Consider the following 15,346-nt stretch of genomic DNA (forward strand, 5'->3'; position numbering starts at 1 on the left):
TTATGCCGTCTATGAACGCACGCGTATCCACCGACAACCCAAGCCGTTTGATTAACCGCTTGTGCAAGCATTTCAGCCATAAAATCGAAGCCGAGTGGAGCGAAACCAACGGATTCCTTACGTTCTCCATCGGCGAATGCCGGTTGAGCACCCTAAACGGCGCATTGGCGCTGGATTGCCAGTCTCCGACTGCAGAAGAATTGGACGAGCTGGGGCAGGTGGTGGCGTCCCACCTCATCCGCTTTGCCGGCGATGAGGTGGCCGAGGTTCAGTGGAACCCCGCAACCGCCTGAGTTTGGGTATCGCGCTCTGCCAGCATCTTACGGAGCTGGCGGAGATCGCTGTTCAGCACCCGGTAGCTGTCTGCGCCAAACCATTCCAACGACACATCCATATCGATGCCTTGCGATTGCCAATCGCCCAGTTCTGCCAGTATCGGCCGGTAATCACAGGCACCCTCCATAACCGGCACCATGCCCTCTCGCGTGCCCGCTGGTGAATACACGTTTGCAGGCGCAAACACGCCAAGCTGACTGTGTTGTTGAATATTCTTGAAGTGGCAATGGTGTACCCAGGGGGCCAGTTGTTTCATCGCGGCCAGCGGGTCGGCACCGGATTCCCAAACATGCAGAACGTCGAAGTTGATGCCAAGCGCCGGGTGATCAATGTCGCTCAGCAGTTCCAGTGTGGAACCCACCGTGTCAGCCAGTGTGCCGGGGTGCGTTTCCAGCATCAGCGACAAACCTTCATCGGCCACACATTGGGTCAGGGTTTTCAGCCGCCGGGTCATAGCCTGGCGCTGGCCGGGCGAAACCTCGTCACTGCCCAGCGGGCCGGCAAACGTGCGAACCTTGCCGGCGTGCCATCGCTTGGCAAGCCGGCAGGCCTCCCGGGTCTGGCGAATGGCGTCCGCTTCGCTGCCATCCAAGGGCAGGTAATCGCTGACCATAGGTATACGCAGCCCTTGCCGCTCAATCCAGTGGCCATCCAGCGCCGGTTGCCGGTCCAGATGGCGGGCATGCACGGCCCAGAGTTCTATGCCGTCGAACCCGTTTCTCCGGGCCCAGTCGGCCAGCTCCGGTAACGACACCAAATGGTGCCTGAAAGAAATGGTACACAGGTGAAAACGAATCATCACAGCACCTCCAGTGGAGCTTGTTCGGGGTCGGGGTTCGGCACGCCGATGTTGCGATAACGCTGCCAGTCGTCGAACAACGCCCGCAGGCTGGCTTTGATCGCGAACTCCCGCTCGTCCTGCTCATCCAACAGCTGTTCAACGCTCGCCAGTAAGGCGTTATTGCCAGACATCACCAGCTTCAAAGCGCGAAACTGAATCTGCGTGTAAGTTTTCACCAGCCGCTCAATGTCTTCACAAATCGCCTCAAACCAGGGCGCGCCTTCCGCTTGTTTGCCCTGATCTTCCAGCAGCCAGGCGAAGGCGTGTTCATAGGCGTACTTGCGAATCGCCATCACCGGAATTTCCCGGAAGGCATGAGGCAGGTGGGCCAGCGGCTGGCTGGCGTCGGGGCCGGTATGGGCGCGAAGGATGCGCCGCAGGGCATCGGTGAACGGGTTGTGGTCGGTCTTCATGCATTGCGCGAAGTAGGCGGCCACGGTTTCCGCCGGCGTATGGCGTATGTTCAAACCATCAAAATAGAAGCCGCCGGCGGCGGCCGGAGACCGTACCGAATCCAGAATCCGGTCTTTCGGCAAGATGCCTTCCCAGCGAAAATCCGGGTCAGACATGAACCATTCATCGGGGTTGTCGGTGGTTTCCAGCATCACGTAATGCGGGAACGGATTCTGGTGAAACTTGTTTTCCCGCTCTGGCAGCCGATACAGATCCAGCATCACCATCACTTGCCGGTCCGAAGGCCGGTTTTCCACCAGCGACACCAGGGTTTGGATGTTGGTTTCCTTATCGGCGTCGTGGTCGTACCACGGTTCGATGCTGATGCCATACAGCAGCTTATACCAATCGCGGAACTCGTTATGCCGGGTGTGGGGCGAGTGGTACGACAGCTCCATTTGATCGTTTACTGAAAAATCGGCATCCCAGACCCCGAAGTAAAACGGCCGGTGATCCACCCCGGGCGTGCGTTTGATGATTTCGCACACGCAACTGACAAAACAGTGCACCTTGATCACAGCGACGGCTCCTTCTGATCGTTGGCGACCAGCAGCCGGGCCAGATCATCCACGGTTTCGAGTTCCTGCGTCAGCAAGGTTTCCTCCGGCAGGCTGAAGCCGTGTTCCAGTTCCAGATGCACAATCAACTGCAGCAACATGATGGAATCAATGGCCAGATCGGCATTCAGCCGGGCGCTACCTGCGAAAGCGGAGAGTCGCGCATTGGGCAGGTGCTGCTGCAGAACCGACTGGATGGCGGTGTGGCGGTTGGTGCTCATGCGGGCACCTCCGCCGCAAGGGTGTGGGCCGGTGCTTCGCTCAGAAGGCGACGGCTGACCTTGCCGTTGGGCAAACGCGGAATGGTTTCCACCTGCTCGATGAAGGCGGGTACCTGATGGGGCGACAGGTGATCCCGGCTCCATTGTTTAAGCTGATCGATATCCAATTCGGAATCCGCCACAAAACGCAGGCACACTCGTTCGCCGGCAAAGCTGTCGGCTTGCTTGTAGGCCACCGCTTCCCGTATGCCCGGGTAGTTCAGGTATACATCCTCGACTGCGCCGGGGTACACGTTGATGCCCGCCACATTGATGGTGTCGTCGGTGCGCGCCAGAAAGTGCAACTGGCCGTGGGCATCGAAATAACCCAAATCCCGGGTATTAATCAGCTGGCCACTGCCTTTGATGGTAATCAGAACATCGTCAGGCTGTTCTTCAGAGGTGCCCGCATCCAGCGTCACATGGGGTAAGGGTGTGCCCAGCAATCCGGGTGTGGTCACGTTTGGGGTGAGTGCAACACAGCCGGCTTCCGAGCAACCGTATTGCTGGCACAACCGTTGGCAACGCTCCCGCAGCTGGTTTAACACCGGGGCGGGCAAAGGCGCGCCGGACAGCATCACGGTATGCAGTGTTTCGCTTGGCGGCAGTATCCGGATTAACAGACTGACCAGTGTGGGGGAAGCATAAAGCAGATGCTCCGGCACCGAGCGCAGCTGCGACAAAATGAACCGGGGGTTCAGATTGGTGACCACGTGCGGAGTGGCTCCGCGTTCCAGCGCGGCCAACACCCCGCAGATCAAACCGTAGGAATGGGTGACCGGGCAGGCCACCACCGGTGTAAGTGGCTGGGCTTCGGTGAAGTGGTCAACGTAGGCGCTTAGTTCCCGGTCGATATCCCGCCAGGAGCGGGCAATGGTTTTGGGCTTGCCGGTGGTGCCCGAGCTGAGCTGAATCAACTCGCCGCCCTTGCTCTGGACGGGAGTTGCGGAACTTTCGATAGGCTCGGGAGCGGCATCGCGCAGATTGTCACCGAACAGCAAATGGCTGCAGCCGGTCTCTTTTGCCAACGTTTGTGCCGCTTGCCGGGGCGTGCCGGGATGAATGGGCAACACACTGGCTCCCAGCGGTTTCAGCCAAAGGCACAGGGCCAGCCAGTGGGCGGTGTCTTGCAGGCAAACCGCCAAGCGGCAACTGGCCGGGCTTTGAAACGGGCCGGAGCCGACCAATGGCGCCACAATGCGGTCACAATCGTCCTGGCTGTAGGGAGTGTTATCAACGTAAAACAAAGGGCTGGTCACGAAAACCTCGCTTGCTGGTGATCGGTGAAAGAAGTGGTGGAACCGGGCGGGGTAACGGCCAAAGGATTGGGTACCCAGTGGCTTACATTGCCGGTGTCCGGTTGCAGTTTTCGGGTCAGTAGAGATTCGGTTTTCAGCCTCGGCTGGGCCCAGCCGAGCTGCGATAACCGGCGCTGAAGCTCCGGATGTTGCTGTGCGTATTGGTCCAGCAACCTGCGCACTTGGGCCCAGAACCGGGTCTCTGAAAATCCGTAGGCGTCTTCAAGCAGCAGCGCCAGTTCGCTGAGGTTGTAGATAAACAGAGTGTCCACGGCCAGCTCGCGCAGGGCTTCGGGCCCGGTCATACGGTAATACAGATCATCCGGTGCCCGGTCATAGCTGGCCTGGCGTTCGCCCAGATCTGGCTCTGGCGTGGTGGGTGCGAGATAGTTAAGGGCGTATTCCACACTGTCGTGAAAATCCCGCAACAACAGCGCGTTGGGCCAGCCCTCGCGCATAATCAGCAGGCTGTTTTGGGCGTGGGCTTCCAGGCCAACACCGTGGGCGACCAGCATATGCCAGACCGGCAGAATCAGGGCCGAGAGCGTGGCGTTCAGCCAAGGCTCAAGGCCGTAACGCTGCACCCAGGGATCAATGAACGGCTGGCCGTCGGGTTGCCACTGAAACAGCGCATTCATCGGCACCGTCTGTTCCCCGTCGTTCAGCCGGGCACCCAGACTGGTGCGCCAGATGGCGGCCAGCTCACCCTCAAGCGGGTGTTGCCCGGGTAGAGTGCCGGGCTGCGCAATGAAACTCAGGCTGGCGTACTCTGGCAACAGCCGCAGCGGGTAATCCCCAGACAGCCTTGGGTCTGACTCAACAATCGCTTCCAACCACCGGCTGATGGCGGGTGCAGACGGCACCGAATGCGGTTCCAGATGACGGCGGGATGAGGTGTTGTGAATGCCCAGCGGCAGTTTGACGCACGCCTTGCAGGGACGGTTCAGGTTAAACAGCGAACGCAGTGACTGGCTCGGCTGATAACGGTCGCCCAGCGGCCCAAGGTAGCGGATGTCGAAATTTTCAAGTTGCCCGGCCAGTGCGCCGGAACTGAGGTGCCGCCACTGCCAGGGGTGAACGGGCATCGCACCGTAGTCTTGCCAGTCTATGCCCACCCGGTGAAATGCCGCGCGCAGCAGAAAAGCCATTTCTTCGCCCAGTTCCGCTTGCCAGAAATCCAGATCTGACGCGGGCAATTGGCTGGCCAGATGCCGGCGGGGTACGGCTACCCAGTGCAGCCGAAAGCCGGTGCTGGTTTCCGGGCTGTAGCGCATCAGATCGTCGGCTTCGAACCCCAGCCGGCTTTTGAAACACGGGTGGTAGGGATGCCCCTCGTGAATAGCCCGGTCCAGCGCCTCGCCGTGCAGGGCGCGCCGGTCATGCAGCGTGCGGGTTTGGTGGCTGGTTCGCAGCTGCTCCTCGTTGGCGATGGTCGCGTGCAATTCTTCCAGTAGCCGCTGGTGCTGGGAACGAGAGCCGGGCAGCTCCTGAATCAGGCCGGGTAAATCCACGGTCACCGTGCGCTGGTTGCGCCGAAAACTCAGGGATTCGATGTCCAGGCGAACGCGACTGAACCCTCTTATCCGGCCCCGGCAGCGGGCCTGCAACGTGCCCACCGGAAATTCCAGCCACTGCCAGCCGCCGCTGCGGGAATCGGCTGTGTAACAGGGCACCAGGCCTTCAAACAGTAAGGCTTCCAGCAATTGCCGGAGCACTCTTTGGCGCGGAGTTTCCGACAATGCCGGGGCCAGAATCGTTTCGGCCACCGGATTACGCAGCGCCATGGTGTACCTCCGCGGTGTGTTTACGAAGGTCGCGGGGCGCGGTGGTTTGCACCCGGCGGCACAGCGGGTTAGGAATGCTGGTATACACCGCCATTTCCAGTTCGGCGTTCAGCTCATCAACATCGTGCACGCGGGTCAGCAGGTTGCCTTTGTAGGGCAGGCAGCTGTCTTCCAACAACATGGCCACCAACGGGCGTGCCGGACCATCAAGTCGCGCCAGTTCCGCCTGCAGAAAACCCCGCAATTGCCGTAGCAGCACCGCCTCTGAAACCAGCCCGTCGGCACCAAAACGCGCGATCACCGAGAACAGCTGATTCACAATCAGGTAATAGCAAAAACGATCGCGGATCATCGCGTCCCGATAGAACAGCTCTGGGGTTCGGATAACGTCCGGGCAAAGTTCGGTCAGCGCTGCGCGCCGGCTTTCCGACAGGTAGTAGCCTTGGTTATCCCGGTAGTAGTAGATGTCCGGGTAACCGCCACGAAGATCCAGCAGGCTGTTCTGTTGGTGGGCTTCCAGGGCAATGCCGTGCTCGTCATAGAGCCGAAGTGCCGGCGCAATCGCGCAGCTGAGGTAATGCTGGAACCAGTCCTGGCTGACCGAGGCCAGACTGCGGTTTTCGTTCAGGGCCAAACCTTCAATCAAGCTCAGTAAACGGGAATTGCGCCCCGGCAGAGGGTCTTGGGTGAGGGCGGCAATGCTGACGACATCTTCGTTCTGCCCCTCGATGAACGGGTTTTCCCGGAAAATCACTTCAAACCCGCTTTCAGTCTGCCCGGGCAGGTTCACCGTTAAGTAGGCGGGGTCCTGCAGGATACGGAACCTGGGCTCGCTTTCGGCAAAACCGGTTTGCGCCAACAGTCGTGCCATCACTACGCCAGCGCGCAGCTCGGGCACCTTGTTCACCCGCAACGAATTGGTCACCTTGACCGGAATGGAGAACTTCAGCATCCAGTCTGCCTGGTCGCTGTATAACGTCCGCACCGAAGAGGTGGCTGCGAACTCTGGCCCCAGCGCCCCAAGGGGCAGAATCACACCGTCCTGAATGGCATTTTGTACCGCCGGTTGCAGTAATAACCACTGGGCCTGCAGCGGGTGGGCCGGCAGCAGCAGGTAGTTTTCGGGCAGGTTCAGCGAGGCGTGGCTGCCGTTTATCAGTAACTCTGCCATCGTGCTGGCGGGCAACGGGGTGGCGGAATCTTCCACCACACAGGATGTGTGCGCCATGAAGTAGTGCAGCTGAAACCGGCCTGCCAGTTCCGGGGCGTAGGCATCTTGCTGCCATTCCGACATGCCTTGGCGGCTTTTCGGGGTCGGGTGGCTGGCGTGGCCGAACAACAGGGATTGCTCGGTTTCAAGAAAGTGGTTCAGGTAAAGGCTCGGGTCGTGCCGGCGTTTGTCAATGTAGCGGGTCATCACCCCGTAGCTGTCGGTCAGCCGGTGCAGCAACTCCAGCTCCCGCAGTTTGCGCAGCTCTGGCACCATTCCGGCAGAACGGGCGTAAAGCTCCCGCACCAGCAGGCACATGGCCTGAAACGGCTCAATCTCGGCCCAGCAATAGCGACCGTTCAGCCACTGGTACACCTTGCCGTAGCGGTGGCGGCCCAGGTCGGAATGGTAAAGGATGTCGATGGCAAGGCGAGAGCGCTGGCTTTCAAGCGAAAGCTCGCACGTCCATTGGCTGGCTTGGCGGGTAGAGGCTTGATTTTCCCGCCACTGGCCGGGGTCTACCTCCTGCAGATAACCATGAAGAAAAGCCTGAAGGCTGGCCTGTTCGGCAATCGCGCGGGCGGACGGTCCCATGTCGGCACTCCAAAGTCAGAATTTGGAGTCAATCTAAATGAGAATTATCCGCAATTGAAATGTATTTACATCTTTTACATTTGCCGTCAGGCCGTACCGGACATGACCAAACGCTGGGGCCGGAAGCGCAGAAACAACGCCAGCGCGAGCCCAAACGTCAGCCATTCGGCCATGGGCAGCGCCAACAGCAGGGGCCAGTCTGGTGCAAAACGGGCGATGCCTACCAGCAACAGCGCCGGCAGAACCAAACTGCGGGAGAAGGCCACCACCGCTGAGGGCAGAGGTTGGTGGGTGGCGGTCAGATACACCGACAGCAACACGTTGATGCCGTTCACCAAAAACAGCGGCCAGAGAATGGTCAGATACTGATCGGCCAGCTGTGCCGTGGCCGGGTCGGCCGAGGTGTCGAGGAACAACCGAACCACATCGTTGCCGAATAACCACACAACACCCACAAGGGTTAATGCCAAGGTCAGAATCACCGTGGCCCCGCAGCCCATGAACCGGCGAATGCGCTCGGCGTTACCGGCGCCGAGGTTGTGGCTGATCAACACGTGCATGGCGTCTGAAATGCCGTAAAACACCATCAGGCTGAGGAAGATCAGGTAATTCACCACCGTAAACGCGGCCACACCGGCCAGCCCCTGAGAGGTCATCAGCAGCCAGTTGATCAACAGCATCACCAAGCCCACCGACATCTCGTTGATCCACTCCGACACACCGTTGGCGAAGGCTTTAGCCACTTCGCGCCAGTTCTGTTGCCGCAGCCGGAACATCAGCTTGCGCGACGGTTTGGCAAAGTACCGCGCCAACACCGCAAATTGCAGCACCTGCGCCATACCGGTGGCGATCGCGGCACCGCGCAGACCGTAGTCCAGATAGCCCACCAGCAGAGCGTCCAGCACAATGTTGGCGGCTGCGCCCAGCACCAGCGCTGTGGTGGCCAGCCCGGGAAAACCGTCTACCCGCACGAAGTAATACAACACCATGGTGAACAGCTGCAGCACCATCACCCAGATGATCACCAGGTAGTACTCGGACATCAGCGGGAAGACGTCGGGGGAGGCGCCGAGTACCCGGTAGATGGACTCGTGAAACAGCATCCCGGCCAGCGCGCCGGTCAGCGCCAGCACCAGCGTGGCCGTCAGGCATTTACTGAAGATCGCGGAAGCTGCAGGTTGATTGCCTTCGCCCAGATAACGGCCGGCCCGCACGGTGCCGCCAATGGCCAAAGCCAGCGCCAGCCCGAACAGCAGGGTAAACCAGGGAATCAGCAGGTTCAGTGCGGCCAGTGCATCAGCACCGGCAAAGTTGCCGATGAAAATGCCATCCACAATATTGGCCGTGGTCAGCGCCAGCAGCCCGGCCACCGAGGGCAGGGCATAGCGGAAAAAGGCCGGCCAATAAGGGCCGGCCAGAATTGGGTCGTTGGCTTCTTCGCTGGGGCGGGTCATTGCACTTCCATGGCTGGAGGAATCAGCTGAACAGTTCTTGCAGTTTTTCTCCGGGGTCTGGCGCACGCATGAACGATTCGCCAATCAGGAACCCGTAAATGCCGCGCTCGGTCATCGCCTGCACGTCTGCCCGGGTCATGATGCCGCTTTCGGTAATGGCCAAACGGTCAGAGCCAATGCGCTGATACAGATCGAAGGTGGTGTCCAGCGACACCTCAAAGGTGTGCAGGTTGCGGTTGTTGATGCCCACCAGAGGTGTGCTCAGGGTCAGGGCATCGTCCATCTCTTCGCCGTTGTGCACTTCCACCAGCACATCCAGCCCGATCTCGTGGGCGATGCCTTCCAGTTCCTGCATCTGGTCTTTGGTCAGGCAGGCGGCAATCAGCAGAATGCAGTCGGCCCCGATGGCGCGGCTTTCGTACACCTGATAGGGCGCGACCATGAAATCCTTGCGAATCACCGGCAGGCTGCAAGCCGCTCGGGCCGCTTTCAGATAGTCTTCGTGGCCCTGAAAGAAGTCTTGGTCAGTGAGCACTGACAAGCAGGCCGCGCCGCCTTTCTCGTAGCTTTCAGCAATGGCTTCTGGCTCGAACGGGTCGCGCAGAATGCCCTTGCTGGGGGAGGCTTTCTTGATCTCGGCAATCACCGCCGCTTGCTGCTGTTCAATGCGCGCACGCAGAGCATTCGCGAAGCCCCGCGCTGGCGGCTGATCACCCGCCATGGCTTTGAGGTCTGCAATGGTGGTTTTGGGTTTGCGCTCGTCCACTTCCTGCCATTTGCGGTCAACAATCTTGCGCAGAATGGTGGGGGTACGGTCATTGTGCCTATTGGTCATTGCAGCCTCAGAAACATTGGGAGAAATCGGCAAGTTCAGACATCTTGCCCGCAGCCAAGCCAGAGCCCATGGCATCCAGCGCCATCTCTACGCCCATTTGTGGCGTGTTGGCCAGCCCGGCAATATAAATCGCCGCACCGGCGTTCAGAGCAATCATATCGCGGGCTTTCTCGGTGGTTTCGTCGTGCTGACGACCGAAGGCGGCGCGGATCAGTTTGAGGGATTCTTCAGAGGAATCCACGGTCAGGCCCACCAGAGTCTGGCTCTTGATGCCCAGATCTTCCGGGGTGATGCTGTATTCGGTGATGGCGCCGTCTTTCAGTTCGGCCACGTAGGTCTCGGTGGCCAGGCTGATTTCATCCAGCCCGTCTTTCGAGTGCACCACCATGATGTGCTCGGCGCCCAAACGCTGCATGACTTCCGCCATCGGGCGGCACAGGGCTTTGGTGAACACACCGATCAGCTGGCGCTTGACGCCCGCCGGGTTGGTCATCGGGCCGAGGATGTTGAAGATGGTCCGGCAACCCAGTTCTTTACGGGGGCCAATGGCATGCTTCATGGCGCCGTGGTGAGACGGAGCGAACATAAAGCCCACGCCGATTTCTTCCACGCAGCGGGCAACTTCTTCCGGTGACATGTTCAGATTTACACCGGCTTTCTCGATCAAATCGGCACTGCCGCTTTTGGATGAAACACCCCGGTTACCGTGCTTGGCCACGTTTCCACCGGCCGCAGCCACCACAAACGAAGCCGCCGACGATACGTTGAACAGGTTTGCGCCATCGCCACCGGTACCCACGATATCCACAAGTGGTTCGGCCTTGATATCCACCTTGGTAACCAGCTCCCGCATGACTTCGGTAGCGCCGGTAATCTCGTCGATGGTTTCGCTCTTCAGGCGCAACCCCATCAGAAAAGCGCCTACCTGTGCATCGGTGGCTTCGCCTTTCATCACGATGCGCATCACATCCTTCATTTCCTCACGGGACAAATCCAGATTGGCAGCAATGCGGTCTAGGGCTTGTTTCATATCCATGCGTGGGTGTCCTTTCTTATGATTTGAGGAAGTTGCGCAGCAATTCGTGGCCTTGCTCGGTCATGATCGACTCGGGGTGGAACTGCACGCCTTCAATCGGCAAAGTCTTGTGGCGCACGCCCATGATTTCTTCGATAGAGCCGTCTTCGTTGCGGGTCCAGGCGGTCACTTCCAGGCAGTCCGGCAGGGTGTTCTGATCAATCACCAGACTGTGGTAACGGGTGGCCTGCAGCGGGTTGTTCAAGCCCCGGAACACGCCTGTGTCTTTGTGGTAAACGGGGGATACCTTGCCGTGCATCACACGCCCGGCGCGAATGGTGTCGCCGCCAAACACCTGCCCGATGGACTGATGACCCAGGCAAATACCCAGAATCGGAAGCTTGCCGGCAAAATGGCGAATGGCTTCCATGGAAATGCCTGCTTCATTCGGGGTGCAGGGGCCGGGAGAAATCACCAGCCGTTCCGGGTTCAGCGCCTCGATTTCCTCAATGGTGATCTCATCGTTCCGGTGCACCTGAACCTCGGTACCCAGCTCGGCCAGATACTGGACAATGTTGTAGGTGAAGGAATCGTAGTTATCAATCATCAGCAGCATAGCGATCGGGACCGTATGTTCTAGCAGTGGATGTGTTCGCCATGCGGGCGGTGCTGTGTATAAACGCGATTCACAGCGCACATTGCCGGAGGTTTGGCGCAAACAGACTGGGGATTATTGCAGCCCACCGGCTTGGGTACAATATGGGGCCGGCGGGGAGGCCGGCATTAAAGCTCGGCCTGAAGGTCAAAATGCCGTGCCGAGGCGCGCAGGGTTTCCACATGCACGTGGCGGCAATCCAGCGCAAAACGTTTCGCTGCCTCGGCCAGTGAGGCTTTGATTTGGCTGTAGGCTTCTTCCTCATTTTCGGGCAGTACCGACAGCATCAGGCTGATCACCGGCTCTTTGTGGATAACTCCCTCATAGGCGGTTTTGAATTCCTGGCCATCCTCGGCCCAGAACCCGGTTAGCGTTGCGCTGTCGGAAGAGTGCAGCACCGTGGCCCCACCAAATCGCCGCGACAGCTGGCCCGCCACAAAGTCGCCGACCTCGGCCATTTTCTCCGGGCTGATCGAGAACAGCACCAAAAAGCGGATACGAGCATTGTCTGTCATGGTTGAAACCTTATTATTCGCGAATCAGCGTTTGGCCAGATAAATATAGATGAAGATCGTCACCAGCAGGGCAGACGACAGCGCAATGGCCCCATTCGGCGGCAACCACAAGAACACATCCAGAATGCCGGGGAAATCGTCTCTGGGCAGGTTGCGCGAAGCCGTGGTCAACGAGATAAACAGCTCCACCAGTGCCACACCCCCGATGCCGGCCAGAATCAGCTCAACGGTTTTATCCACACGGGATTTACGCGCTTCCAGCAGCCGGGCAATGCGCGAACGAATCAAATCGGTACGCTCCAGCGCGCTGCTGATGAGAGTATCCAGCTGCCAGGCTGCACAGGTGTCTTCCACGATGCGGGCCCGGTTGGCCTGCACCCCTGCACGGGCTTCTTTAAACTCCAACCGGCTGAACTCAAGGTGGTCCAGACTCACGGTAATGTTCGCCATTAACCGGTTCAGCTCCCCGTTACGGGCGCGCTTCGCGCCCAGCAAATCGGTGAGCTGTGAATAACTGGATTTCAGAATGGCGCCGTAAATAAACAAAATGGCGTTGTAGAACTGGCAGATGGACAAACCCCGGAACCAGTCATCACGGCAGTCCTGTGGCTGGTCACTCACCACCAGAATGTTGCCGGAACCCACATAGTGGCGCGCCTGTTTGAGATCGTCGAGGGAGCCGGCGTAAGACGCCCACTGGCGCAGCAGCTCACCCACAGGCTGATCCAGCTCATCCGGGCTGGCCACAATGCTGCGCCCGGTCCAGAGCACATGGCTGGCAGGGGCGGTGGCTTCGCGGAATTCTACATCTTTAAAAACCGTCAGCTTGTTCGGGTCCCGCAGTTGTTGCTCATCGCCCGCTTTGCTCTTGCCAAAACGTGACGAAAACTCCCGGCAATAAGTCTGAAAAGCCGGATAAATCAGCGCCCCGTAAACATCCCCTGCCGCATCCGACAGGGTGCGGTCTAACTGGCCGGTTTCAACCAGGGTTGCCAGCGTGGCCTCGTCCACCTGGATCATGACATCCAACCGCAGCAGTGCCACCGTGTCGTCGTACAGAAACAGCTGGCACGACTCGATCTCGCCGTTCCAGTCATCACAAATGCGCGCCAGATTCTCCGAACGCTCCCGAGCGGCCGCATGATCAATCTCGTAGCAATCAAACGGCTGGAAGAACACCGGCAAACTGTCGTGGGCCAGCGTGCCGTAACCGTTGGCCCAGGGCCAATCGAAAGGGAGAAGCGCATCCGAAGCCGGCAGCAGACGCCTGCGAGCTTCCCCCGAACCACCCTGCAACGCCTTGGCCGCGCGGTGTTCGCTGTTGGCACTGATGGGCGAGCGAACCGGAGAAAGGGTGGCAATCCGCAGTGTGGTTTTGTGGGTCATTGAAGGCCTTACGGAATTTAGCTCGGGGTGGAGAGGTGATGGCTTTGGAGTATAGCGGGATTGGGTAGGGTTATGCATGGGGTGGGGCAAAGCCTCGGATGTGCCGTCGTGCATTGTGCGTTGATTGGGAAGCGGTTCTCGGAATTTTTTGGGAAAAAGCGTGACTGTTAGTAAGCTTTTGATATGGTTGCTGAAGAGGTTCTGCGCAGATCTCGTGACGGGTTAGTTCATCGGGATAGGGCGTATAACTCCGAGTATGGTTGGCGGGGAGCCGTGTGCGGCGCCGATTTTTATTAGAAAGGACGGAGTTATACGAACGCGTTCGTATAACTAGCTGTTATGGGTATGGGAGTATTCGTGAAAACTTATAAGTTGCTTTCAGCAGATGGAACTACAGTCATCAGTAATACGCCCGGAACTCTGGGTGGTAACTCCAAAGCCAGAATATACGGTCGCTTAGATTGCTCAGCAGCAAATGGGGCACTTGCAAAAGGCTACGCACAACACCGTGTCTTTTTTGCGAATGAGCAAGATGCTATTGGGGCCGGTTATAGGCCCTGCGGACGGTGCATGATTTCGCAGTATAAGGTATGGAAAGCTGGGCCACAGGGCAAGGAGGTTTACCCATGGAAGCCGCTGCCCAAGTGACACCCCATAACAAGTGCAGGCACGGCGACGCCTACTACATTGCGCCTTCGGCTCCATTCCGTAGGCGCGCATGCTGCAAGCGTTAGTTGATGTCCATTCCCTGAAATGTTCAATTTTTAAGGTAAGTTTGATGCCAAATAGAAAGGAAATCACAGAGGTGTTTACACCACGTCAGACTGACGTAAATACTTCGATGTATGTAGACCGACCTCAACACGAAAAGGTGTTAGCTAGGTCATTAAAAAGGAACTCTCATACATTAATATTTGGTGATAGCGGAAACGGAAAGTCTTGGCTATACAAGAAAGTTTTAAAAGATAATAAGATTCCTTTTGTGGTTGCTAACTGTGCTAATGCATCAAGATTACAGTCTATTACTCAAGAAATTTGTAATAGTATTGTTGAGCCCGGTACGGTAACAAAACTAGGGTTTAGTGAAGAGAAAGCTGCTGAAGTTAATGCATATTTTGCCAAAGGTGGGTTAAAGCATAATGGAAGCTATACACTAGCTCAAGAAGAGCCTCTACTGCGCGCGTTTAGATTATTTTCAGAATCGGTGTCAGGGAAGAAAATAGTAGTTTTAGATAACCTTGAGTCGATATTTCAAAATAAAAAGTTGATGGATGAGCTCGCAGATATCGTTATTCTTTTGGATGATGAACGGTATTCGGAAAGCAATATAAATATTTTGATAGTTGGTGTTCCAAATGGAGTTTTGCAGTACTTCAACGAAACCAAAAACGCCGAATCGGTTTCTAATAGAATACAAGAAATAGAGAAAGTGTCAGGATTGGATTCTGGTCAGGTTTCAGAGATTATAAAAAAAGGTTTTGATCAGTTGCATATAAATCTTACTGGACAATCTTTGATCGATCTTTCTAACCATGTATGGCATGTTACTTTGGGAATTGCTCAAAGAGTCCATGAGTACTGTGAGTGCCTCGCGTATGAGATAGAAGACAATGATTGGAAGTATGATAAGAAATTGTTAAAAGATGCGGACGTTGCTTGGCTGAAGCAGGGTCTTCGACAAAGCTATCAGGCCATAGAATCAAACCTGAATAGTCGTGAAACCGCTGTTGCAAGAAAAAATCAGGTTATTTTTTGTATTGCCAAAATTAGAAGTCATCAGTTTGACTCAAACGATATTGGGGCAATGATAGAGAAAGAGTTTCCGGGAACAATACCTGAAACGAACATGGGGATTGGTGCAATTCTTTCGGAGTTGGCTAAAGGAGAATTGCCATTACTAAATAGGAATAACAAAATGAACACCTATTCAGTAAAAGATCCGAGGTACTTGATGTGCATAAGGGTTGCACTTTACAAAGATAGAGAAGCTGAAAAAGTCATAGTGAAAAAATTTATGCGATAGTACAACTAACCAGTGGCTGTTGTCGGACGCACCTGCGCTAGCGCTCCGGTACGCCGCAAAGCCAAAGCGTTGAGGCTGTAGAGAAACCCCAAATCGAGCTGGTTTTGGTAGCATTGAGCAAACAGACAAG

15 protein-coding genes are annotated in these 15,346 nt (G+C 57.1%); 3 read left to right on the forward strand and 12 right to left on the reverse strand.

Annotation, left to right across the window (positions count from 1 at the left end; genetic code table 11):
• Positions 1 to 2 precede the first annotated feature (2 nt).
• A complete protein-coding gene (locus tag JAO79_RS04005; RefSeq protein WP_199005841.1) occupies positions 3 to 293 on the forward strand; it encodes a DUF2218 domain-containing protein in 291 nt (96 codons plus the stop codon).
• On the opposite strand, the gene JAO79_RS04010 is transcribed toward JAO79_RS04005, so the two are convergent.
• From JAO79_RS04010 to JAO79_RS04065, 12 genes are all read right to left on the reverse strand, one after another.
• A complete protein-coding gene (locus JAO79_RS04010) occupies positions 269 to 1,135 on the reverse strand; it encodes a sugar phosphate isomerase/epimerase family protein (RefSeq protein ID WP_199005842.1) in 867 nt (288 codons plus the stop codon). The genes JAO79_RS04005 and JAO79_RS04010 overlap by 25 nt on opposite strands.
• On the reverse strand, positions 1,135 to 2,148 hold the full coding sequence (locus JAO79_RS04015) for a DUF6005 family protein (protein ID WP_199005843.1): 1,014 nt from the start codon (positions 2,146 to 2,148) through the stop codon (positions 1,135 to 1,137). The genes JAO79_RS04010 and JAO79_RS04015 overlap by 1 nt, the downstream gene beginning before the upstream one ends.
• Complete coding sequence (locus tag JAO79_RS04020; protein ID WP_199005844.1) at positions 2,145 to 2,408, reverse strand: phosphopantetheine-binding protein; 264 nt, start codon at positions 2,406 to 2,408, stop codon at positions 2,145 to 2,147. The genes JAO79_RS04015 and JAO79_RS04020 overlap by 4 nt, the downstream gene beginning before the upstream one ends.
• Entirely contained in the window at positions 2,405 to 3,706 is a 1,302-nt protein-coding gene (locus tag JAO79_RS04025; protein WP_199005845.1) for an AMP-binding protein, read from the reverse strand. The genes JAO79_RS04020 and JAO79_RS04025 overlap by 4 nt, the downstream gene beginning before the upstream one ends.
• Complete coding sequence (locus tag JAO79_RS04030; protein ID WP_199005846.1) at positions 3,703 to 5,529, reverse strand: IucA/IucC family protein; 1,827 nt, start codon at positions 5,527 to 5,529, stop codon at positions 3,703 to 3,705. The genes JAO79_RS04025 and JAO79_RS04030 overlap by 4 nt, the downstream gene beginning before the upstream one ends.
• Positions 5,516 to 7,333, reverse strand: a complete 1,818-nt coding sequence (locus tag JAO79_RS04035) for an IucA/IucC family protein (protein ID WP_199005847.1) — start codon at positions 7,331 to 7,333, stop codon at positions 5,516 to 5,518. Before JAO79_RS04035 ends, JAO79_RS04030 begins: the two co-directional genes overlap by 14 nt.
• 86 nt (positions 7,334 to 7,419) lie before the next feature.
• Complete coding sequence (locus JAO79_RS04040) at positions 7,420 to 8,787, reverse strand: MATE family efflux transporter (protein WP_199005848.1); 1,368 nt, start codon at positions 8,785 to 8,787, stop codon at positions 7,420 to 7,422.
• A 22-nt stretch (positions 8,788 to 8,809) separates the two neighbouring features.
• Positions 8,810 to 9,622, reverse strand: coding sequence for an indole-3-glycerol phosphate synthase TrpC (trpC, locus tag JAO79_RS04045; RefSeq protein WP_199005849.1), 813 nt, complete (start codon positions 9,620 to 9,622; stop codon positions 8,810 to 8,812).
• Between the two features lie 7 nt (positions 9,623 to 9,629).
• Entirely contained in the window at positions 9,630 to 10,658 is a 1,029-nt protein-coding gene (trpD, locus tag JAO79_RS04050) for an anthranilate phosphoribosyltransferase (protein ID WP_199005850.1), read from the reverse strand.
• A 16-nt stretch (positions 10,659 to 10,674) separates the two neighbouring features.
• A complete protein-coding gene (locus JAO79_RS04055) occupies positions 10,675 to 11,253 on the reverse strand; it encodes an aminodeoxychorismate/anthranilate synthase component II (protein ID WP_114335463.1) in 579 nt (192 codons plus the stop codon).
• Between the two features lie 167 nt (positions 11,254 to 11,420).
• Positions 11,421 to 11,807 (reverse strand): hypothetical protein, encoded by a 387-nt coding sequence (locus JAO79_RS04060; RefSeq protein WP_199005851.1) that lies wholly within the window; start codon positions 11,805 to 11,807, stop codon positions 11,421 to 11,423.
• Positions 11,808 to 11,831: 24 nt separating this feature from the next.
• On the reverse strand, positions 11,832 to 13,193 hold the full coding sequence (locus JAO79_RS04065; RefSeq protein ID WP_199005852.1) for a hypothetical protein: 1,362 nt from the start codon (positions 13,191 to 13,193) through the stop codon (positions 11,832 to 11,834).
• A 345-nt stretch (positions 13,194 to 13,538) separates the two neighbouring features.
• Between JAO79_RS04065 and JAO79_RS04070 the strand changes: the two genes are divergently transcribed.
• Complete coding sequence (locus tag JAO79_RS04070) at positions 13,539 to 13,841, forward strand: Ada metal-binding domain-containing protein (protein WP_199005853.1); 303 nt, start codon at positions 13,539 to 13,541, stop codon at positions 13,839 to 13,841.
• Between the two features lie 130 nt (positions 13,842 to 13,971).
• Positions 13,972 to 15,216, forward strand: coding sequence for an AAA family ATPase (locus JAO79_RS04075; protein ID WP_199005854.1), 1,245 nt, complete (start codon positions 13,972 to 13,974; stop codon positions 15,214 to 15,216).
• Positions 15,217 to 15,346: the final 130 nt, after the last annotated feature.

This window comes from Marinobacter litoralis (assembly GCF_016427555.1).
GTDB lineage: Bacteria > Pseudomonadota > Gammaproteobacteria > Pseudomonadales > Oleiphilaceae > Marinobacter > Marinobacter litoralis_A.

Excerpts from the sequence above, each read along its gene's own strand:
- JAO79_RS04005 (WP_199005841.1), top strand. The coding sequence starts at position 3 with ATGCCGTCTATGAACGCACGCGTATCCACCGACAACCCAAGCCGTTTG.
- JAO79_RS04010 (WP_199005842.1), bottom strand. The coding sequence starts at position 1,135 with ATGATTCGTTTTCACCTGTGTACCATTTCTTTCAGGCACCATTTGGTG.
- JAO79_RS04020 (WP_199005844.1), bottom strand. The coding sequence starts at position 2,408 with ATGAGCACCAACCGCCACACCGCCATCCAGTCGGTTCTGCAGCAGCAC.
- JAO79_RS04030 (WP_199005846.1), bottom strand. The coding sequence starts at position 5,529 with ATGGCGCTGCGTAATCCGGTGGCCGAAACGATTCTGGCCCCGGCATTG.
- JAO79_RS04035 (WP_199005847.1), bottom strand. The coding sequence starts at position 7,333 with ATGGGACCGTCCGCCCGCGCGATTGCCGAACAGGCCAGCCTTCAGGCT.
- JAO79_RS04040 (WP_199005848.1), bottom strand. The coding sequence starts at position 8,787 with ATGACCCGCCCCAGCGAAGAAGCCAACGACCCAATTCTGGCCGGCCCT.
- trpC (WP_199005849.1), bottom strand. The coding sequence starts at position 9,622 with ATGACCAATAGGCACAATGACCGTACCCCCACCATTCTGCGCAAGATT.
- trpD (WP_199005850.1), bottom strand. The coding sequence starts at position 10,658 with ATGGATATGAAACAAGCCCTAGACCGCATTGCTGCCAATCTGGATTTG.
- JAO79_RS04055 (WP_114335463.1), bottom strand. The coding sequence starts at position 11,253 with ATGCTGCTGATGATTGATAACTACGATTCCTTCACCTACAACATTGTC.
- JAO79_RS04060 (WP_199005851.1), bottom strand. The coding sequence starts at position 11,807 with ATGACAGACAATGCTCGTATCCGCTTTTTGGTGCTGTTCTCGATCAGC.
- JAO79_RS04065 (WP_199005852.1), bottom strand. The coding sequence starts at position 13,193 with ATGACCCACAAAACCACACTGCGGATTGCCACCCTTTCTCCGGTTCGC.
- JAO79_RS04070 (WP_199005853.1), top strand. The coding sequence starts at position 13,539 with ATGGGAGTATTCGTGAAAACTTATAAGTTGCTTTCAGCAGATGGAACT.
- JAO79_RS04075 (WP_199005854.1), top strand. The coding sequence starts at position 13,972 with ATGCCAAATAGAAAGGAAATCACAGAGGTGTTTACACCACGTCAGACT.